General features: G+C 36.5%; 21 protein-coding genes. 7 read left to right on the top strand and 14 right to left on the bottom strand.

Annotated elements, in window-relative coordinates:
* Nucleotides 1-74: 74 nt before the first annotated feature.
* The 3 genes from COJ96_RS09035 to COJ96_RS09025 all read right to left on the bottom strand — a co-directional run bounded on the left by COJ96_RS09035 (nucleotide 75) and on the right by COJ96_RS09025 (nucleotide 3,329).
* Nucleotides 75-1,052, bottom strand: coding sequence for an alpha-ketoacid dehydrogenase subunit beta (locus COJ96_RS09035; protein WP_098572600.1), 978 nt, complete (start codon nucleotides 1,050-1,052; stop codon nucleotides 75-77).
* A gap of 3 nt (nucleotides 1,053-1,055) precedes the next feature.
* Nucleotides 1,056-2,171, bottom strand: coding sequence for a pyruvate dehydrogenase (acetyl-transferring) E1 component subunit alpha (gene pdhA, locus COJ96_RS09030; RefSeq protein ID WP_098572599.1), 1,116 nt, complete (start codon nucleotides 2,169-2,171; stop codon nucleotides 1,056-1,058).
* 495 nt (nucleotides 2,172-2,666) lie between these two features.
* A complete protein-coding gene (locus tag COJ96_RS09025) occupies nucleotides 2,667-3,329 on the bottom strand; it encodes a YkyA family protein (protein WP_098572598.1) in 663 nt (220 codons plus the stop codon).
* A 178-nt stretch (nucleotides 3,330-3,507) separates the two neighbouring features.
* On the opposite strand from COJ96_RS09025, the gene def reads away from it, so the two are divergent.
* The 3 genes from def to rnjA all read left to right on the top strand — a co-directional run bounded on the left by def (nucleotide 3,508) and on the right by rnjA (nucleotide 6,446).
* A complete protein-coding gene (def, locus tag COJ96_RS09020) occupies nucleotides 3,508-4,062 on the top strand; it encodes a peptide deformylase (RefSeq protein WP_098572597.1) in 555 nt (184 codons plus the stop codon).
* Between the two features lie 500 nt (nucleotides 4,063-4,562).
* The gene (locus COJ96_RS09015; RefSeq protein ID WP_098572596.1) at nucleotides 4,563-4,772 is read left to right on the top strand and encodes a DNA-dependent RNA polymerase subunit epsilon; all 210 of its coding nucleotides are present in this window, start codon (nucleotides 4,563-4,565) and stop codon (nucleotides 4,770-4,772) included.
* A gap of 6 nt (nucleotides 4,773-4,778) precedes the next feature.
* Nucleotides 4,779-6,446 carry a ribonuclease J1 gene (gene rnjA, locus COJ96_RS09010; RefSeq protein WP_098572595.1) on the top strand — a complete coding sequence of 556 codons (1,668 nt, stop codon included), beginning with the start codon at nucleotides 4,779-4,781 and terminating at the stop codon, nucleotides 6,444-6,446.
* A 172-nt stretch (nucleotides 6,447-6,618) separates the two neighbouring features.
* Here the strand turns inward: rnjA and COJ96_RS09005 are convergent, their stop codons facing one another.
* The 11 genes from COJ96_RS09005 to COJ96_RS08955 all read right to left on the bottom strand — a co-directional run bounded on the left by COJ96_RS09005 (nucleotide 6,619) and on the right by COJ96_RS08955 (nucleotide 16,506).
* Complete coding sequence (locus COJ96_RS09005) at nucleotides 6,619-7,278, bottom strand: potassium channel family protein (RefSeq protein ID WP_098572594.1); 660 nt, start codon at nucleotides 7,276-7,278, stop codon at nucleotides 6,619-6,621.
* An 83-nt stretch (nucleotides 7,279-7,361) separates the two neighbouring features.
* Nucleotides 7,362-8,270, bottom strand: coding sequence for a DUF4349 domain-containing protein (locus tag COJ96_RS09000; RefSeq protein WP_098572593.1), 909 nt, complete (start codon nucleotides 8,268-8,270; stop codon nucleotides 7,362-7,364).
* Nucleotides 8,271-8,410: 140 nt separating this feature from the next.
* On the bottom strand, nucleotides 8,411-8,866 hold the full coding sequence (locus COJ96_RS08995) for a TlpA family protein disulfide reductase (RefSeq protein ID WP_098572592.1): 456 nt from the start codon (nucleotides 8,864-8,866) through the stop codon (nucleotides 8,411-8,413).
* Between the two features lie 64 nt (nucleotides 8,867-8,930).
* Nucleotides 8,931-9,479 carry a peroxiredoxin gene (locus COJ96_RS08990; RefSeq protein WP_098572591.1) on the bottom strand — a complete coding sequence of 183 codons (549 nt, stop codon included), beginning with the start codon at nucleotides 9,477-9,479 and terminating at the stop codon, nucleotides 8,931-8,933.
* A gap of 265 nt (nucleotides 9,480-9,744) precedes the next feature.
* Nucleotides 9,745-10,866: an N-acetyldiaminopimelate deacetylase gene (locus tag COJ96_RS08985; RefSeq protein WP_098572590.1), complete on the bottom strand. Its 1,122-nt coding sequence runs from the start codon at nucleotides 10,864-10,866 to the stop codon at nucleotides 9,745-9,747.
* 93 nt (nucleotides 10,867-10,959) lie between these two features.
* The gene (gene dapD, locus COJ96_RS08980; RefSeq protein WP_098572589.1) at nucleotides 10,960-11,670 is read right to left on the bottom strand and encodes a 2,3,4,5-tetrahydropyridine-2,6-dicarboxylate N-acetyltransferase; all 711 of its coding nucleotides are present in this window, start codon (nucleotides 11,668-11,670) and stop codon (nucleotides 10,960-10,962) included.
* Nucleotides 11,671-11,746: 76 nt separating this feature from the next.
* A complete protein-coding gene (locus tag COJ96_RS08975; protein WP_098572588.1) occupies nucleotides 11,747-12,634 on the bottom strand; it encodes a transcriptional regulator CcpC in 888 nt (295 codons plus the stop codon).
* A gap of 32 nt (nucleotides 12,635-12,666) precedes the next feature.
* Complete coding sequence (locus COJ96_RS08970) at nucleotides 12,667-14,178, bottom strand: MDR family MFS transporter (protein ID WP_098572587.1); 1,512 nt, start codon at nucleotides 14,176-14,178, stop codon at nucleotides 12,667-12,669.
* Nucleotides 14,179-14,233: 55 nt separating this feature from the next.
* Nucleotides 14,234-14,686 (bottom strand): cyclic-di-AMP-binding protein CbpB, encoded by a 453-nt coding sequence (gene cbpB / locus COJ96_RS08965; protein ID WP_098572586.1) that lies wholly within the window; start codon nucleotides 14,684-14,686, stop codon nucleotides 14,234-14,236.
* A gap of 150 nt (nucleotides 14,687-14,836) precedes the next feature.
* Nucleotides 14,837-15,073 (bottom strand): YkuJ family protein, encoded by a 237-nt coding sequence (locus COJ96_RS08960; protein WP_026566292.1) that lies wholly within the window; start codon nucleotides 15,071-15,073, stop codon nucleotides 14,837-14,839.
* A gap of 221 nt (nucleotides 15,074-15,294) precedes the next feature.
* Nucleotides 15,295-16,506, bottom strand: coding sequence for an EAL domain-containing protein (locus COJ96_RS08955; protein ID WP_098572585.1), 1,212 nt, complete (start codon nucleotides 16,504-16,506; stop codon nucleotides 15,295-15,297).
* Nucleotides 16,507-16,645: 139 nt separating this feature from the next.
* Here COJ96_RS08955 and COJ96_RS08950 point away from each other — a divergent pair, with 139 nt between their 5' ends.
* The 4 genes from COJ96_RS08950 to COJ96_RS08935 all read left to right on the top strand — a co-directional run bounded on the left by COJ96_RS08950 (nucleotide 16,646) and on the right by COJ96_RS08935 (nucleotide 19,539).
* Nucleotides 16,646-17,494, top strand: coding sequence for a C39 family peptidase (locus COJ96_RS08950; protein WP_257148470.1), 849 nt, complete (start codon nucleotides 16,646-16,648; stop codon nucleotides 17,492-17,494).
* Nucleotides 17,495-17,650: 156 nt separating this feature from the next.
* Complete coding sequence (locus COJ96_RS08945; RefSeq protein WP_098572584.1) at nucleotides 17,651-18,523, top strand: metallophosphoesterase; 873 nt, start codon at nucleotides 17,651-17,653, stop codon at nucleotides 18,521-18,523.
* Nucleotides 18,524-18,706: 183 nt separating this feature from the next.
* Nucleotides 18,707-19,183 (top strand): YkyB family protein, encoded by a 477-nt coding sequence (locus tag COJ96_RS08940; RefSeq protein WP_098572583.1) that lies wholly within the window; start codon nucleotides 18,707-18,709, stop codon nucleotides 19,181-19,183.
* Nucleotides 19,184-19,338: 155 nt separating this feature from the next.
* Nucleotides 19,339-19,539: a hypothetical protein gene (locus tag COJ96_RS08935; RefSeq protein WP_098572582.1), complete on the top strand. Its 201-nt coding sequence runs from the start codon at nucleotides 19,339-19,341 to the stop codon at nucleotides 19,537-19,539.
* The last annotated feature ends 152 nt before the right edge of the window (nucleotides 19,540-19,691 follow it).

Raw genomic sequence — 19,691 nt, 5'->3', positions numbered from 1 at the left:
GATTCATCCTCCTAAATTACATGTTTTTTTGAGCAACATAACTAGAAATATTAGTGTACGATTAAATAGGTTAATTAAAAGGTTAAAACCTTTTTAGCTGTTGCAATGACATCTTTATAATTCGGAAGCCAAACAGCTTCTGCTTGCGGGAATGGAAAAACAGTATCTGGAGCAGCCACACGTAAGACTGGTGCTTCCAAACTTAAAATTGCACGATCATTTATTTCAGCAACAACATTTGCTGCAATACCAGCTTGTTTTTGCGCTTCTTGAACAACAATCGCACGGCCAGTTTTTTCAACGGATGCAATAATTGTCTCAATATCAATCGGGCTTACAGTCCGTAAATCAATTACTTCCGCAGAAAAACCTTCTTTTTCTAACTCTTCTGCAGCTTTCAATGACTCATGTACCATTGCACCATAGGTAACAATTGTAACGTCTGTACCTTCACGTTTAACTTCAGCTTTTCCTAGTGGAATTGTATATGACTCTTCAGGAACTTCTTGACGGAAAGATCGGTATAACTTCATATGCTCAAGGAAAACAACTGTATCATTGTCACGGATAGATGAAATGAGCAGCCCCTTAGCATCATAAGGAGTGGAAGGAATAACAACCTTAACTCCAGGTGTCTGAGCCATAAGTCCTTCTAAACTGTCAGCGTGCATATCAGGAGTATGTACCCCTCCGCCAAATGGCGAGCGAAATGTTACAGGCGCACTAAACTTTCCACCTGAACGATAACGTTGACGGGCTAATTGACCAGCAATAGAATCCATGACCTCAAATACGAATCCAAAAAATTGAATTTCTGGAACCGGGCGGAATCCTTGCAAACTTAGACCTACTGCTAAGCCGCCGATACCAGATTCAGCGAGTGGAGTGTCAAATACACGATCTTCGCCAAATTCCTGTTGCAACCCTTCGGTTGCACGGAATACACCACCGTTTACACCAACGTCCTCACCGAATACTAACACATTTGGATCGTTGCGTAATTCCGAACGTAAAGCATCTGTAATTGCTTGAATCATTGTCATTTGAGCCATGGCTTACTTCGACTCCTTTTCTTTGTATATTTCATATTGTTCTTTTAAGTTTTGAGGCATTTCTTCATACATAATAGACATTAAATCTGTTACCTTTTGTTTAGGTGCAGCATCCGCTAATTTAATTGCTTCTTTAATGTCTTCTTTCGCTTGTTCAATTACTTCATTTTCTTTTTCTTCTGACCATAGACCTTTGTTTTCAAGGAATTTACGGAAACGAACTAATGGATCTTTCTTTTCCCATTCATTGTCAAGGTCTGCTGTACGATAACGAGTTGGATCATCACCCGCCATAGTATGTGGACCATATCTGTATGTTAAAGTTTCAATGAATGTTGGACCTTCACCATTAATTGCACGTTCGCGTGCTTCACGTACAGCCGCATAAACAGCAAGTGGATCCATACCATCAACTTGAATTCCTGGAATTCCAGCTGCAACAGCTTTTTGAGCGAGAGTTTTGGCAGCAGATTGCTTTTCAACAGGAGTTGATATAGCGAATCGGTTATTTTGAGCAATGAAGATGGCTGGAGCTTTATATGCGCCGGCAAAGTTCATTCCTTCATAGAAATCCCCTTGTGATGTTCCTCCATCACCGGTATAAGTAATAGCTACTGCCTTTGTTCCACGCTTTTTAAAAGCAAGAGCAACACCGGCAGTTTGTACATACTGGGCACCGATGATAATTTGAGGATGAAGAACATTTACTCCGTCCGGAATTTGCATACCTTGAAAATGTCCTCTTGACCATAAAAATGCTTGGGATAATGGTAAGCCATGCCAAACAATTTGCGGAACATCACGATATCCTGGTAAAATAAAATCTTCTTTTTCTAATGCAAACTGTGAAGCTAATTGTGAAGCTTCTTGCCCAGCAGTTGGAGCATAGAAACCTAATCTTCCTTGACGATTTAAAGAAATAGAACGCTGATCAAGAATTCGTGTATAGACCATGCGACGCATTAATTCTTGAAGTTGTTCATCGCTTAAGTCTGGCATCGCAGCTTCGTTAACGATTTCACCAGATTCATTTAGAATTTGAAGTGTTTGAAATTGTTCCTCAACAACTTCTAGTGTTTTCTTCGCATCAAGCTTAGCGTTTTGAGTTTTAGAAACCATTTAGGTCACCTCTTCCTTTCAATTCAGGAGCTAAATTTTTGAAAATATTATCCACTAAGTTAGATTACCCAAAACCTAAAGAATAAAAGCAGATATTCAGGCCTATTCATTTTAACTTTGTATTGGGTAAACCCGTGATATTACATAGAAAATTGGTTAGCTTAGTCTTAAACATACTAATAAATAGTTTTCACAGAAAAGATAAGATAAAACAATTTTCTTTTACCTCACCATCATTTTATTCTGTATCACTATTTTATGTAACATCATTGATACAATTAATGAACTCATTTACAAGTTTACCTCATTAGTTTTTACACGTCAAATAGTATGTATTAATATTTTTCAACACTAACATGTTGCTAATTAATTGTTTATTATTCCTTCTGTATCATTAGATTTCAAAATCTGTTATATATATATTTTCTTTTTTTGCAGTTGTTATAATATAAAAAAATCGGCATGGTTTGCCGATTTTTTTATATTAAATACTATTTAGTTACTTGAATTAAGTCCTGCCTGCTTATAAAATGACAACTTTTTGTCATTGTATTGTTCTGTCAGCATATTAAATTTTTCATTTGCATTAGAAATCCTTTTATATGTTTCATTGAGTTTATTTACTTGGGCTTCAAGATCATCAAGTGGGAGGTTTTTATTTTTAAACATTTCGTATAATGCTTTATCATTTTTAAGGGCTTCATTATATTCAGTGAATAACTCTTCATGCGCTTCATATCTTTTCATCATCGTCTCATACATTTCATTTGCTAATTTCGTAAGGCTTGGATCTTCAAATTTATCCTTTATTTTTTTAGCTTTTGAAAATTCCTTTTCTGAGAGCTTGATACTGTTTGTTTCCTTATCCATAAGTTCTTTTCTTTGATCTACTAATAAAAGGGCTTCATCTGAAAGCTTAACGATTTGATCATATTCTTTCATGCCGAGTTCAATAATATGGTCATAAATCGCTTTTTCCTTTTTTTCAAGTTCAAAAAGCGGATTCTGTTGTTCCTCGAATACCTTTTCTGCCGTTACGACTTTTTCTAACACGGTATACATTTTTTCTTCAGGTGTTTTTTCTTTTGTACATCCTGCAAAAATCACTGCCAAAACCAATATAAAAAAAATAAAACTAGAATTTTTTATAAATGACATGTTTTAAACCTCCTGCTTATTCCATATTCTACTATATCGGCACTTGGTTTGTTTGACAATAACAAGTTTGTGAAAAGGATTCATCAGGTGGGCTTTAATCAATTGTTAACTTTTTATTAATTGTCTGATAGACTAATTATTATCAATAATTCAGTTAGAGTACAGGAGTGAGTGTTTCATGATAACGATGGGTGATATCATACGAGATGGCCATCCTTCCCTTAGAAAAGTGGCAGCAGAAGTATCCATGCCGCCTTCTGAAGAGGATAAACAAATACTAAGCAGCTTATTAGAATATGTCATTAATAGCCAAAATCCTGAAATGTCTATACAATACGGCCTGCGCCCTGGAATCGGTTTAGCCGCCCCACAAATCAATGTCTTAAAACGAATGATTGCTGTCCATTTAATGGATGAGACAGGGACTCTTTATAGTTATGCGCTATTTAACCCAAAAATTATTAGCCATTCTGTTGAAAAATCCTATTTGAACTCCGGCGAAGGCTGCCTGTCCGTTGATAGAGCAATTCCTGGCTACGTCCCGAGATATGCAAGAATCACGGTAAAGGGAACAACTCTAAACGGTGAAGAAGTGAAACTTCGTTTAAAAGGACTTCCTGCTATTTGTTTTCAACACGAAATTGATCATTTAAATGGGATTATGTTTTATGATTATATTAATCATGAAGATCCATTAAGACCGATAGAAGGTGCCATTGCAATCGAGCGGTAAATCGCCATATTTGAAGTTGTAAAAACATAAAAGAACTGGCCCAAGGGTCGGTTCTTTTTTAGCTGGATTTTATATTGTCAATCTAATTCCATGTTTAACCATGATTGAATCAGCATTTTCTTCATATAATAAAGTAAAAATACTCTTATTTTAAAAAAACTTCAATAATCTGCCATAGCTTACTTTACATTGGACAAGGTTCGTATAAAATAGGAGATAAGGAGATGATCCACTATGTTAAAGAAGCTTAGAAAGAAGCTCTTAAAACAGTGGAATGATTTACTACGAAAAAAATCTATTGCATAAATACATTGCCTAAATTTATTTAGGGCCCTTCAAACTTGCGAAGGGCTCCTTCATTATTGTAAATTGTAAAAACAACGATTCTTTTTACATACTTTTCATACAAGACTAATGTTTTCCAAAGAAAATAAATGAAAAAGATGAAAATGTTTTATATAATAGAAAAAGCTATGTCCCAAGTTAGGAGCGATATTGTAATGATATTTAAAGTATATTATCAGGAAAGCATCACAGAAGTACCTGTCAGAGAGAATACAAAAACCCTTTTTATTGAAGGTGAATCAGTAAGAGACGTCCGTTCAAAAATTGCTGACCGTGGCTATAATGTTGAATCCGTTCAAGAAGTTAAGGGAGCACACCTTAGTTATGAACAACAAAATGAAGACTATAACGTATTGGAGAAATGATAATTTATGAAATTTGTTAAGAATGATCAAACTGCAGTTTTTGCCCTGGGTGGATTAGGCGAAATTGGCAAAAACACATATGCAGTTCAGTTCCAGGATGAAATAATTTTAATTGATGCCGGCATAAAATTTCCAGAGGACGAGCTATTAGGCATTGATTATGTTATTCCGGATTATACCTATCTGGTTAAAAATCAAGAAAAAATAAAAGGTTTATTTATTACTCATGGACACGAGGACCACATTGGTGGTATTCCCTATTTATTACGTGAAGTCAATGTTCCAATTTATGGAGGCAAACTGGCTCTTGGATTAATTAAAAATAAACTTGAAGAACACGGCTTATTAAGAAATGCAAAGCTGATTGATATAAAAGAAGACGATGTCATTAAGTTCCGCAAAACATCGGTTACTTTTTTCCGCACCACTCATAGTATTCCTGATTCTTATGGAATTGTTGTTAAAACACCACCAGGTCAAATTGTTCATACTGGTGATTTTAAATTTGATTTTACTCCTGTCGGTGAACCAGCTAATTTAACTAAAATGGCCGAAATCGGTAAGGAAGGCGTACTTTGTTTACTCTCAGACAGTACGAATAGTGAAATACCTGAATTTACGATGTCAGAACGCCGCGTAGGCGAAAGTATTAACGATATTTTCCGTAAAGTGGATGGCCGAATTATATTTGCTACCTTTGCATCGAATATTCACCGATTGCAGCAAGTAGTAGAGGCTGCCGTGGTATATGGAAGGAAAGTAGCAGTTTTTGGACGAAGCATGGAAGCTGCCATAAATATTGGACTTGAGTTAGGGTATATTAATGCACCTAAAGAGACCTTTATTGAAGCAAATCAAATTAATCGACTGCCTGCTGATAAAGTTACCATCCTTTGTACTGGAAGTCAGGGCGAGGCGATGGCTGCCCTATCAAGAATTGCAAATGGTACACACAGACAAATTCAAATCATTCCCGGAGATACCGTTGTATTTTCATCTTCACCAATTCCTGGGAACACAATCAGCGTGAGCAGAACTATTAATATGCTCTACAGAGCAGGTGCTGAAGTCATTCACGGAAAACTCAGCAATATTCATACCTCTGGTCACGGTGGACAGGAAGAACAAAAGCTTATGCTTCGCTTAATCAGACCGAAGTTCTTTATGCCTATTCATGGTGAATATCGTATGCAAAGAATGCATGCTAAGATTGCCGTTGATTGTGGCGTACAAGAAGAAAACTGTTTTATCATGGATAATGGTGAAGTATTAGCTCTTTCCGAGGATACAGCACAAGTTGCAGGAAAGATCCCATCTGGTTCCGTTTATATTGATGGCAGCGGAGTAGGCGACATCGGAAATATCGTCTTACGTGACCGTAGGATCCTCTCAGAAGAGGGGTTAGTGGTTGTGGTGGTAAGTATTAATATGAAAGAATTTAAAATTGCATCAGGACCAGATTTAATTTCACGTGGATTTGTTTATATGCGAGAATCAGGCGATTTAATCAATGACGCACAGAACCTCATCACCAAACACTTGAATAGGGTAATGGAAAGAAAGACAAGCCAATGGTCGGAAATTAAAAACGAAATTACCGATACATTAGCTCCTTTCCTGTACGAAAAAACAAAACGCAGACCAATGATCTTACCAATCATTATGGAAGTGTAAATAATAAGAGAAGCGGAAGCACCTGTAGGGGCGCTTCCGCTTTTCTTTATTGTCTAGCTCCAGCGCCTAGGGGCTCGGGGTCATTAGCCAATCAGACATGAAGGTTAAAGAACAACCTTCACGCCTGCTCGTCTTATGCCTGTCGCCCCTGAGCAAGGCGCTTCCGCTTTTCTTATTCCAATACCTTTTTTTCAAATCGATCGATATCCTGGTCTGTTCCGATTACAATTAACACATCATTAGCGTGAAAGGTTTCTTTCGCTTGTGGAGAAACAATAATCTCTTCTCCTCTTTTAATAGCAACAATATTCAAACCATATCTCTTCCGAATGTCCAAATCCATAATCGTATGACCACTAAGTCTTCCATTCGCGACAATTTCAACAATACTGTGTTCATCTGAAAGTTCAAGATAGTCAACAACGTTACTAGAGGCCATATTGTTTGCTATACGTCTTCCCATATCTCTTTCTGGGTGAACAACACTGTCTGCTCCAATTTTACGAAGGACTTTTTCATGGTAATCGTTTTGAGCCTTTACTGTAATACGTACGACACCTAGTTCTTTTAGAATAAGGGTTGTTAGTATGCTTGATTGAATATCATCGCCAATAGCAACGATTACATGATCAAAGTTCCGGATCCCTAAGCTTTTTAAAACGGCTTCGTCTGTTGTATCACCTACAACTGCATGGGAAGCAATCATAGCATATTCATTGACACGTTCCTCATTTTTATCAATTGCCAGTACTTCCATCCCCTCATCGGTCAGTGTACGGCAAATACTTCCACCGAATCGGCCCAGCCCAATGACTGCAAAGCTCATTTTCATAGTATTACCCCTCTGCATCAAACATTCTTACTATGATCCATTTTAGCATTATTCATTAAAGATATATAGTATGGTACTTCTATTTACTCAGGTCTGTTTTTCTTCTTTCTATAAAAGAAAACGAAAAGAAATCCTAATAATAATAAAATAGCTATGATAGGGATATTGCCAATAATCAATACAACTAAACTTGATAAGCCAGCCAACAACATATTGATACTTTTCATAAATTGTTTTTTTGTTTTTTCCCAAGTATTTAACTTGTCTTTATCGATCGTTGGAATAACTACGCTTTTTTCATATAAAGTGATGTTAACCGTCGATAGGGATGTTTGATTTTCTAAGAATTTCATCTTTCCTTCAATGGCCTCGATTTCCTCTTGGACAACTGCTAAATCAGCAGAGATTTTCAATAAATCTTCTGTCTTTACAGCACTTTTCATGAATGCTGTTAACCGCTCTTCCACTACCCTTTTTGATTTTAATCTTGATTCAAGATCAACATATTCCTCCGTTACATCCTGCCCCGTAATGCTTCTATGCAGAACCTCAGCAGCTTGGCTCTCTGCATCATGTAAAAAAGCTTGAAAGTTTTTTTGTGGTATTCTTATTCTAATGCTGCCACTTACTTGCTCCTTCCCCTCTTTGTACACATTGGACTCAGTAATATAGCCACCATATTTGATTACTTTCTCTTCAAGAGTTTGGACCGTTTTATCGAATTTTTTTACACGTAGTTCGAGATCCGCTTGATAAATGACCATTTGGTTTTGAATTTTTATATTATTGGGTTCAGTTGGTTTTTCCGCCTTTCCCGATTCACCTGAATAAAAGTCTGCTTGCTCGCTACTTCCTGATTGAGCTTTATTTAAAGCCACATCATTACTTTGAGACATTTTTTCACTTTTTTCCTCACTGCCCGCACTGCAACCAGCAATACAAATTAATAAGATAATAAATAGGATAGGTAACCTTCGTATTCTATTTTTCATCTTCAAACACCCCTTTAATTCTTATTGTTATGGCATGTATAAATATTTACTTATAAATACCGACGAGTAAAAGGCTGCAAGGTTACAGTCATATAAAAAAGCTGCCCGTTGAATTACAACGGGCAGCTTTTCAATGGTTATTATTCTGTTTTTTCCAATTCATCCAAGACACGGTTTACACGTTTCTCGAGCATTTTCATGCCGCTTCCACCTGCTTGGAAATGACGGAGCTTCCCTTCACGGTCAAAGACATAATACGCAGGGACATATTGATTTTCGAACGCTTCTGTTAACTTATGTTCACTGTCTACAAAAATCGGTTGATTGATACCATGTTCTGCGGCTACTTGTTTAATTTCCTCGATATTCAAATCGTTTTCAGAACGCGGCATATGAACAGCAACCACATTTAATTTGTCCTTAAAATCATCACGAAATTGGTTGACTTGAGGCATTGCTTCTTTACAAAGATGGCAGCTGACCGACCAAAAATGGATTAATGTTGGTTTTTCACCGATAAGGTCAGACTTTGTTACTTCACCATTTAACCATTCAACAGCCCCGGTTAATTCTGGCATTGGTTCACGTAATTTCATGTGGTATCCCCCTATTAAAAAGACCTAACACTATAATAGGTTAGGTCAATCTATTTTCTACAAATTATACATTCAATGTAGCTTGTCCAGGCTTCCAGTTAGCTGGGCAAAGACCACCAGTTTGTAATGCTTGAAGTACACGAAGAGTTTCATCAACATCACGGCCGATATTGTTGTGGTTCACAACAGAATACATTAATTCACCTTCAGGGCTGATAATGAATAATCCGCGTAATGCGATCCCTTCCTCTTCAATTAGAACACCATAGTCACGAGCTACAACATGGTTAGTATCAGCTGCTAATGCGTAGTTTAAATCACCAAGACCATTTTCTTTACGGTCTGTTTTGATCCAAGCAAGGTGAGTATGAATAGTATCAGTAGATGCACCAATAACAACTGCATCTAAATCATCAAACTCTTCATAGCGGTCTGATAAAGCTGTGATTTCAGTTGGACAAACAAATGTAAAGTCCATTGGATAGAAGAATAATACAGTCCACTTATCGTTTTTCATGTTTTCTTCTAGACTTACTTTACCAAATTCTTTGTTTGGCAATACTGCATCCATTTCAAAACGTGGTGCTTGTTTACCTACCATACGTTCAGGCATTCAAATCCCTCCAAATATTAAGTGGTTATAGCAATTCTCATTTGCTATCCTTTATCACAATACTAATTATAGGGTAGAACTTATTTCGAGTCAATATTAAATTATAATCAATTTAATTAAATAATTATTATTAATTATAACCCTATTTCCCCTCCATAAGTTTACCCTATTTACTTCAGAATAAAACGACGATATGTAACAATTTCCCTTTTAATTCTCTTTTATTTTATCATGATTGCGAATCAGAATAAAATAATCAGCCTGCTTATCTATTCCCCAGATGAGAAAAATAAGATCTAATAACTTTAATTGCTACACCTATTGCTTCTTCCTGTGGATTTAACTTTGCATGGTGCAATCCATATGGTGATTCTACACCAAGCCAAAACATAAGCCCGGGGATTTCTTTTAACATATAACCAAAGTCTTCACCTGTCATCGCTTCCTTACACTCAATGACATCCACATTGGTTTCTTCTTCAATATATTGCATAAAGTCTCTTGTGATCGACTCCGTGTTATATACTTGATGATACATCGAACCATAATCGATTGAGACTTCACATTCAAAGCCTGCTTCGATTCCTTTAACAATTGCTTCAATGCGATGTTTAACCTTTTTCATTGATTCAGCTGAAAGCGATCTAATCGTTCCTTCCAGTCTTGCATTTTCAGCAATAATATTTTGAACTGTGCCTCCAGTAATTTTCCCTATGGTTATAACAGCACTATCTAATGGGTCAACATTTCTCGAAACAATGGTTTGGAGCTGATTGACCAATGAACATGCGGCAACAACCATATCATTCGTTTCGTGCGGTCTTGCTGCATGCCCCCCCTTGCCCTTTAGATCAATAAACAATTCAGAGGTATTTGCAAATAATAACCCTTCCTTCAATGCTATTGATCCAACGGGATACTCTGGTGCAATATGTAAGGCAAAAATCAGGTCTGGCTTCCATTTTTGCATTTCTTCTGATTTTAACATTGGTTCTGCTCCGCCAGGTCCTTCCTCGGCCGGTTGGAAAACAAATAAAAGGTCATCTTTAATTGGATTCTCTGTGAAATAAGTAAGTACCCCAAGAGCAATGCTCATGTGAAAATCATGGCCACAAGCATGCATCTTGTCATTATGTGTAGATGAAAAGGGTAAGTCTGTATCTTCACTTATAGGTAATCCATCAATATCTGTTCTATAACCAATTGTTTTATGAGGATCGATACCGTGGATCTTAACAAACAAACCAGTCTTCCATTTCTTTATGGTCATACGGTCTTGTGGCAAAGATTCAAGGTAATTTAACAAGTATGCCTGTGTTTTAAACTCTTGGAATCCTAGTTCTGGAATTTGATGAAGGTCACGGCGGATTTTGATAAAATGATTCATTTAATTACCTTTCCCCCCTATAAAAGAAGCGTGGAAAAGATCCACGCTTCCACTTTTATTATCTAACCCTAGTACCTCTAGGCAATTCCGCTTTTATAGTTGTCGAAGTTCTTGCATAATTTCAGTTTTCGATTTTGTTTTTTCATCGATGTCTTTTATTTTCCTAGCAGGCATACCAGCTACAACTGTGTACGGCGCTACATCTTGAGTAACTACTGCACCTGCAGCAACTACTGAACCTTGTCCAACTGTTACCCCCTCAAGGACCACGGCATTTGCACCAATAAGAACGTCATCTTCAATTACAACTGGCTTAGCAGATGGTGGTTCAATTACTCCCGCTAATACTGTTCCAGCTCCAATATGACAATTCTTTCCAACCGTTGCTCTGCCGCCAAGGACAACACCCATATCAATCATGGATTTTTCGCCAATCACTGCACCAATATTGATAACAGACCCCATCATAATAACTGCATTATCCCCAATCTCTACTTGATCACGGATAACAACACCTGGCTCGATTCGTGCATTAATATGCTTCATATCTAATAAAGGGATTGCAGAATTACGGCGGTCATTTTCAACTACATAATCTTCAATATTTGCTTTATTCGCTTCTAATATTTCATTAATATCAGACCACTCACCAAAAAGAACACCAGTATTCCCATTAATAAAAGTTTTTGTATCATTACCAAAATCAATACCCTCTAATTGACCTTTTACATAAACCTTTACTGGTGTAGATTTTTTGCTATTTTGAATAAAAGAAATAATTTCATTTGCATCCATCATTTTCATTAGTAGGCCCCCTATTGTTGTCGTTACTAAAAATTACTTTATCAAACAAAAGAACTGAAAACAAGGAAAAACCACCTTATTCTTCTGAAGATTCTGCGATATATTCCTTAATTAATTCGACAAAAGCTTTAACTTGCTTTAGTTGAAAGGCTGATTCATAGCCCAAAAGCCATGTATCACGTTTTAAGGGGTGATTATTCTCATCTACAAGCGGTATTTTGAAAATTTCCCTGTCAGTTTTCGTTAATGTTATCGCCGGTAGTATAGCATAACCGATACCATTAAAGGCCATTTGTTTACAGGTTTCAATTTGATCGACGACTACTGTTCTTTTTGGTGAAGTCTTAAAATTTCTCATCCACCAATCCTGAATTTCTTGATAATAATTTGAATCACTTTTAAATTGAATGAAGGGACGGTCTGTATGTAACACTTGTTCAGGACTAGTAATTTCCCTGTCAACTAAATATAACGGGTCATTAAAAAGGTGAACCTTAACCCCTTTCCAATCAGGAGTTCCCCGAATAATTCCAATATGAACTTGGTCCTCATATAAGAATTTTAAAATTTCGCTGCTCCATCCGGTCACTAATGAAATCTTAACTTGAGGGTATCTATCAATAAATTTCTTTAACACCTGCGGAAGCCAGTTTTGCCCTACAATCGAAGCAACAGCAATTTTTAAAGTGCCTGACACCCCCGATTGGAGAGAATAAATAGTTTCACGAACCTTTTCTTGCTTGGTAAGTACATCATTGACAAATTCAATGACATGTTCACCAGCAGGAGTTAGTGATAAACCTTTTTGTGAGCGAATAAATAGTTTAGTGCCCCAATCTTTTTCAATTGTTTGCAAGCGTTGTGAAAGGGCGGGTTGTGAAACAAATAGTCGTTCCGACGCCTTTCGCATATTCATTTCCTGAGCCAATACAGATAGTAGCTGAAATTCAGATAATGAGGACAAACGGACCACTCCTTAAAAAAAGCCCTGTGAAGTTACACAGAGCTATCAATCTTTTTCGGTATAAATAATATTAATAGTAAACTAATAACAGCAAATGCAAGGACAACATAATAAACAAAGTGAAGGGAATGGGTCAATCCATTCTGTAAGATACTTCGGGCTGATTCTGAGAGTTGGTCTCGTTCAGTAGATTTTAAGAGGATATTGACATCATCCACTGAATATGAATGTCTATTTTGGCTGAAATACTGACTTAGCCGATTATTTAGGATACCTCCTAGTAATGCGGCACCAATTGTATTTCCAAGATTCCGCATAAACATATTAGATGCGGTGGCGATTCCTCTTTGTTCCCAACGAACAGTACTTTGAATCGAGACAATAAATGCTGTTGATGTTAAGCCCATCCCTAATCCTACCAAAAATGAACCCAACGCTGCCCATAACGGCCCAGATGATGCTAACATTGTCACAAAAGTTATACTGCCGATGATTAAGGACACCCCGCCAATAATCGAAGTTTTTCGATAGCCAATGGTAATTAACCATCGTCCTGCTAGAGTGGATGCGATAGGCCAGCCTATTGACATCGTTGTCAATGTAAATCCTGCGACAATAGGGGTTTGTTCCATCACACCTTGGACAAATGTTGGTAAAAAGCTGGAGATTCCAATTAACATAATACCTGTTGTAAGCGATGTTGTGTTAGCGATAAGAATTGAACGTTCTTTCCATAGCGAAAATGGCATAACTGGCTCCTTAGCACGGCTCTCTTGAAGCACGAACAAAAGGAATGTTAAGGCACAAAATGCAAATAAACTAAGTGTCTGCCATGAATCCCAAGCAAAGCGGCTTCCACCCTCCACAAGAATAAACATCAGCGAAGAGATCATGAACGTCATCAATAGCGCACCAAGATAATCTATCTCATGTTTTTTCTTACTGATATCTTCATGTAAAAACATCCAGAGACCCACTAATGAAAGAATCCCAAGTGGAATGTTAATCCAGAAAACATAATGCCAGCTAACATATTGAACAAGTAATCCCCCAACTGCTGGTCCTGTAATTGCCGAAATACCCCAAACACTAGATAGATATCCCTGAATTTTCGCTCTTTCCTCAGTAGTGTAGATATCACCAACGATGGTTGTCGCGATTGGCGTTACAGCCCCAGCGCCAAACCCTTGAATCAAACGAAATACTATCAACATTTTCATGGAAGTAGCGAACCCACATAGTATCGAACCGATTAAAAAGAATATAATACCGATTGTAAGTATTGGTTTCCGACCGAATAAGTCAGATAATTTCCCATAGATGAGCACGGTTACAGAATTCATTAATAAGTACGCAGAAAATACCCAGCTATAAAGGGTGAATCCGCCTAGGTCTGCAACTATGGCCGGCATAGCAGTGGAAACAATCGTGGCTTCAATCGCTCCCATAAACATTGCTAACATCACTGATGCTAATACTAGTGGTTTTTTTGTTTGCTTTTTTCGTGAATCTTCTTTGGTAATCTTTCCAGTAGGGATACTCATATTACCACCTCAAACGTTAAAAAAATCAAGCTCCCATTTTGGGAGCCTAAAAGCATCATTTTTCAGTGTTTTGAATTTTGTTAATTATTTTATTTAATTGATTTAATAAAGTGCTTCTTGGTAATATTCCTTCAAAATAACCATCATCAGTCTCTACACATAAAAAAGGTTGAGTAACAAGTAACTCAAGGCATGTTTTAATTGATGCCGAAATTTTCACGCGCGGTACCGAGCTTTTCATAATCTCTTCTACACGCTTTCTTTCAAGTTGTTCAAACTCAATTCGTTCTAATCCTAGAATTGAATCCATAATAATTGGTGTGCTAATTAACCCATGAAGTTTGTAATGGGGATCTAACACAGGAATTGCCGTATAACCGCTTTTTGTTAAAACTAATAAGGCATGTTCGAGGTTATTCCCAATTTGCACATGTGCGACCCGTTCAGAGGGGATCATTAATTCTTTTATCGTTAATTTTAAAAATTCATCGTTAGGAAGACTGATCATCGCCGTAACTCCTCAATTTGTTTTTCTACAGTTACATTCTACCATAGTATCCAGGAGTCTGTGTTAAATTTGGTACCGTAACGTTGGAAACGTTTCCTCCTCCTGCACCATTGTGCACGACATGAAAAAGAAAGGAACCCTTAAGGTCCCTTATTGAATCAAATCAAAAATTTCAATTGTAATCATATCAATATTATCAAATTGATAACGTTTTGGTTTTTCCTTTTCATTATAGACCTCTAATTCAAATGTCTCCGTTTTCGGATGAAATGTTACTTGACACTTCCGATCTCCGTTTACTTCGAAATAGCGTTGTGCTGGTTCACCACTATTTGCTGTTTCCTGAAGATTTTTTAACCTCGTTAATATACCTTGAAGCTGTGACATATGCTTCGACTCCTTTCCAACCAAACAAACATCTACAATTATATTTCTCATTTAGCATTTTTCTATCCGAGTGGATGACTTTCACAATTTTCCAGACGTAATTAAATATGCCAATATTAAAAGAATAAAATAACACTGACCATTTGTCCAAGTAAAAATAATAAAATAGGGTAATTTTTTCTATGTGACTGAAGTTTGGGTATTAAACATATAACAATCCTTTAAAGTAATTGATCGTTTTGGAATAAGTATTGATAGGCAATATCAATAAATAAATAATCATCCCCATTCATAGGAAAAGAAAAAGTACGAATGGTTTCTCCAGTTTCTATATCAGAGTATAAGTCAGATAAGATCCCTTTCCGCTCATTTCTCATTTTAATAATATTTTCTAAAAAATATGGCCGCCAGCTCCAGTTCTTATGAATGTATTCTGCTTGTTCAATCCATCCATCTATCCCTTTGAAAATATTGACAGATTTCTGGAAGCCATCCTCATCACAGACATACATCCTAAAAGCTATCTGGTCTAATTCTTTTATTAAAGCCTGAAAAAGGGTTTGAAATGTTCCATTCCTGTTTTTCATCACAATCTCTTGAACCTTAGCTTGAAAGGTTTCTGCAGTCGTATAAACAGCCTCTAATTTCTTTTTTTCATAGGAAATAAAGTCATGAAACTTATCTTTTAATCGCTCTTTCAACAAATCATGTTGAATAAAGTCAGGTGCAGGCGGATGTAAATAATATCCCTGATAATAGCGGCCGCCATTTTTCCATGCAAATTGCAGCTGATAACTCATCTCAATATTCTCAAACAAGAGGGTTGCACCTATTTTCCTTGCCAGCAGGGATAACGAATACAATACATCATTAAAATTTATTCCTGTTGATGTTGATTTTAAAGCCTGTAAGTTAATTTTCAAAATATCTGGTTCCAGCTGCCCAATCCGTTCAAAATAATGACTTTCACTATCAATTCTTGCAATGGCTATTTTTATTCCATATGTTCGATAATATTGCAGTAAGTGATCAAATTGATTTAAATCCCCAGAATAATTCCGATCAGATATTTCAAGGACAATTCGAGTGAGATTAAACCCTTTTTTTTCAAAAGAGAGCAGTTCTTGTAAGAAAGGCTCACCATGCCCGTACATTAATAAATCAGCATGTCTATTTAAAAATATACTTACATCCTCATCTAGGGTCAGTGCTTTTTCTAGCGCCATTTTAACTAATAACAAATCTACTTCGTATTTATATTCATCAGGAATTTGATCATCTTGAAAAAAGTTCCCTAAACTAATGATATTCTCTTCAGATTTATATCTCCCTAAGACCTCATAGGCAATTACACTTTGTTGATCGGCACTAAAAATCGGTTGAAAATAGGGAAATACATTTTCAAGATCCGATAGTATTTCCAAAGCATCCATCCAAGTACCTCCAAAAATTTTTTCTTATTATACCATACGCTTATGTAAAGTTTATCGTTCTTTTCCAAAAGGATACCATTATAACCGCCTAGAAACAATCATATCCTATACCCAAGTTGTATGATAAGGAGGATATGTTTTGAAAAGACTTTGTTTATTAACCATGATCCTTCCTATGTTTGGATGTAGCCATTTTGATGCTGATACCAATGATAACATTGAAATTAAACAGCCTCTCTCCGCGGTAACAGTAGAAGAGAGCACACCCAACTCTTCAGCACCTAAGTTAAATAGTACTCCTTACAATATTCACGATGTAACAGAGCAAGTGATAAATGTTAAGAATAAAGTAAATAAAAGCAAGTCGGTTACTACCACCCAAAAGAAAAAAGAATCCGTAATGTTGAATGTAGTGCTAATAAAGCAAAATCCTGAGTTACGATACGGTTGTGAAGTCACAAGTCTTGCAATGGTGTTAAATTATGCCGGGGTAAAAACAAGCAAGTTCGACCTTTACAGATCTGTTCGGAAAGATTCAGACCCGTTAATCAAATCACCAAAGGGTGATATTTTACGTTGGGGAAACCCTGCTGATGGCTTTGTTGGGGATATGACTGGCCGCAGAGCAGGTTATGCTGTGTTTGACAAACCAATGATTGATTTAATCAACCAAAAACTTCCTGGAAGAGCGGTTAATTTAACAAACAAGCCCTTCGACCAAGTATTAGAGCATGTATCTGCTGGATATCCTGTTGTAGTTTGGACAACCGGGGATTACCGCCTGCCTGACCGTTGGGAGGGATGGTACCACGGGAAGCAATATATTAAAACTCCCCTTGATTTACATGCCGTCGTTTTAGTAGGGTATGACACCAATTATGTCTACTTGAATGACCCCCTTTCAGGTAGAAAAAAAGTACGGGTTGGTAAACAACAATTTATATCATCGTGGAAAGCATTAAAAAGCCGAGCAGTTAGTTACCATTAGGAAAAGCAGCCAAATTTGGCTGCTTTTAAGAATATTTTATCTTTTTATGAATAAACACATACAAAGTACCTTTCCACTTGCATTATTTATCGTTTTTAATGAAAATACAGAAAGATGCTGCTTTTTTGGTAAATAACAGATAGGCTGGTAGAAAAAATGGCTAAAAAACAGACGAGGAGAACGTTTTTAAGACGATCATTTGGCTCAGTCCTTACCCTTCTTGGCTTAAGTTCGGGTGGATTTCTATATGCTAACCGAATAGAGCCTTCCTTACTCGATATACAAGAACTTCAAATAAAACATCCATTAATCCCAAAAAGCTTTGATGGGATAAAACTAGTACAATTTAGTGATACTCATTTAGGTTTTCAGTATAGTCTTCACCAATTTACTAAATTAGCAAAAAAAATTAATAGTCTTCAACCTGATATAATTTTGTTTACTGGAGATTTAATGGATGAGCCCAATCAATATACAGAGATTAATAAATTGATGCCGATTTTAAAGGGTTTACATGCTCCATTTGGAAAATACTGCATTTTTGGAAATCACGATCATGGCGGATATGGTTCTGATATTTACAGAAATATCATGGAGAACTCTGATTTCAACGTCCTTTTAAATGAATCAGCTCCAGTTAAAATGAGTGATGGAAGCATGATCTGTTTGCTCGGAATTGATGATGCGATGTTAGGGAATCCTAATCTGCCATTGGCATTAAGAAATGTGCCTCAAAATACTTTTAAACTATTATTATCGCATGCCCCTGATCTTGCACAAACCGCGGCACAATATCCGGTCCATTGGCAACTTAGCGGCCATAGCCATGGGGGACAGATTAAAATCCCATTTTTGGGAGCACTTGTGACTCCCCCATTTGGCCAATTATACCCAGAGGGTCTTTATTCAGTTGGTGATGATTCCCCACTATCACTCTATGTGAACAGAGGAATTGGAACCACTCGCCTCCCTTTTCGCTTTTTGTCAAAACCTGAGTTAACTATTTTTACGCTTAGACACGAAAAGTAATCAAGAAAAAACTCCTTTCCATTATTTTTGAAGGGGAGTTTTTTTAAATTAGAAAAAGTTCTTTACAATAATGTTTGTACATTCGATTATTTATATTTTACAATGAAATTAACGTTATATTCCTTTTTCTTAATAAAAAAGGTATAATATAGGTGTTTTATATAACTGAAAGGAGAACATATTTTGAATCGTGATCAGAAAGGCCCCCTAATCAATCTAAATCTAACCATCGACAACCTCGCACAAGCTATCTTTATTGTGAATCGCCATGCCAAAACAGCACCTAATCCCAAATTATTGTACAAATTAAAACAGGAAACACTTAAGAAATTAATTAACGAAGGTAAAGCGAAAAAAGTGGGTCTCCATTTTTCTGAAAATCCGCGAAATAGTCAACAGCAGTCCGATGTGCTAGTTGAATGTGGAAGGTACACATTTCATATGCCTCCAACGAAAACTGACTTTCTAAATCTACCTCATTTTGGGAAATTAGACGAACGAGTAAGAAATCCAAAAGCAACACTTTCCCTTAATTCAGCAAAAGCATTACTTCAACTTTATACAGGTATTTCAGATCTTGAGCAAATTCCACCGAAAAATAAAAAAAGCAAAACCTATCAAAAACCCATCTTCAAAAAATTAGGCGAAAGATACTCTTGAAGCCAGGTCTCCTGGCTTTTTCATTTGGAACGTCTGTCCTTTTTCGCAAAAGCTTCGTGATGATTTTGTGAACAATATCACTAAAATATAGACGTGTATTCACAGCAGATTTACAATACAGTTATAGATAAATAATTCAAAGAGGTGCTTTACCAATGAAAGGAACTGCGATTCTTTTTCAGGAGCAAAATGTTACATTTATTGAAGATGTTGATCATTCTATTTATGAAGAAATTAAAGAACAGTGTGGTTGTGAACAATGTCATTGCAAACTCGAAAATAAATTAGTTAATTTCGGTGCTGTATCACCTGTATTTTGGCACGAAGACGAAGTTGACTGGGACTATGGCTACTAAAGATACTGTCATTTTAAATACACCACCACCCTCTAAAAACGATCTGAGAGCTCAGATCGTTTTTTTCATCGCTGTTTGGTAGAATCTTCACCCCAAAATAGTCTATAATCATTTTATACATAAAAAGAAATGAAGATATCCTCGGAAGGATG

The organism is Bacillus sp. AFS073361, from assembly GCF_002567005.1.
In the GTDB taxonomy this organism is placed as follows: domain Bacteria; phylum Bacillota; class Bacilli; order Bacillales; family Cytobacillaceae; genus Neobacillus.
This window is presented reverse-complemented; position numbering and strand designations above follow the sequence as displayed.

Excerpts from the sequence above, each read along its gene's own strand:
- pdhA (WP_098572599.1), bottom strand. The coding sequence starts at position 2,171 with ATGGTTTCTAAAACTCAAAACGCTAAGCTTGATGCGAAGAAAACACTA.
- COJ96_RS08995 (WP_098572592.1), bottom strand. The coding sequence starts at position 8,866 with ATGAAATTACGTGAACCAATGCCAGAATTAACCGGGGCTGTTGAATGG.
- COJ96_RS09015 (WP_098572596.1), top strand. The coding sequence starts at position 4,563 with ATGATATTTAAAGTATATTATCAGGAAAGCATCACAGAAGTACCTGTC.
- def (WP_098572597.1), top strand. The coding sequence starts at position 3,508 with ATGATAACGATGGGTGATATCATACGAGATGGCCATCCTTCCCTTAGA.
- COJ96_RS09005 (WP_098572594.1), bottom strand. The coding sequence starts at position 7,278 with ATGAAAATGAGCTTTGCAGTCATTGGGCTGGGCCGATTCGGTGGAAGT.
- COJ96_RS09025 (WP_098572598.1), bottom strand. The coding sequence starts at position 3,329 with ATGTCATTTATAAAAAATTCTAGTTTTATTTTTTTTATATTGGTTTTG.
- COJ96_RS08960 (WP_026566292.1), bottom strand. The coding sequence starts at position 15,073 with ATGTCACAGCTTCAAGGTATATTAACGAGGTTAAAAAATCTTCAGGAA.
- rnjA (WP_098572595.1), top strand. The coding sequence starts at position 4,779 with ATGAAATTTGTTAAGAATGATCAAACTGCAGTTTTTGCCCTGGGTGGA.
- COJ96_RS09000 (WP_098572593.1), bottom strand. The coding sequence starts at position 8,270 with ATGAAAAATAGAATACGAAGGTTACCTATCCTATTTATTATCTTATTA.
- COJ96_RS08970 (WP_098572587.1), bottom strand. The coding sequence starts at position 14,178 with ATGAGTATCCCTACTGGAAAGATTACCAAAGAAGATTCACGAAAAAAG.
- COJ96_RS08955 (WP_098572585.1), bottom strand. The coding sequence starts at position 16,506 with ATGGATGCTTTGGAAATACTATCGGATCTTGAAAATGTATTTCCCTAT.
- COJ96_RS08935 (WP_098572582.1), top strand. The coding sequence starts at position 19,339 with ATGAAAGGAACTGCGATTCTTTTTCAGGAGCAAAATGTTACATTTATT.
- COJ96_RS09035 (WP_098572600.1), bottom strand. The coding sequence starts at position 1,052 with ATGGCTCAAATGACAATGATTCAAGCAATTACAGATGCTTTACGTTCG.
- COJ96_RS08990 (WP_098572591.1), bottom strand. The coding sequence starts at position 9,479 with ATGCCTGAACGTATGGTAGGTAAACAAGCACCACGTTTTGAAATGGAT.
- COJ96_RS08985 (WP_098572590.1), bottom strand. The coding sequence starts at position 10,866 with ATGAATCATTTTATCAAAATCCGCCGTGACCTTCATCAAATTCCAGAA.
- COJ96_RS08945 (WP_098572584.1), top strand. The coding sequence starts at position 17,651 with ATGGCTAAAAAACAGACGAGGAGAACGTTTTTAAGACGATCATTTGGC.
- cbpB (WP_098572586.1), bottom strand. The coding sequence starts at position 14,686 with ATGATCAGTCTTCCTAACGATGAATTTTTAAAATTAACGATAAAAGAA.
- dapD (WP_098572589.1), bottom strand. The coding sequence starts at position 11,670 with ATGAAAATGATGGATGCAAATGAAATTATTTCTTTTATTCAAAATAGC.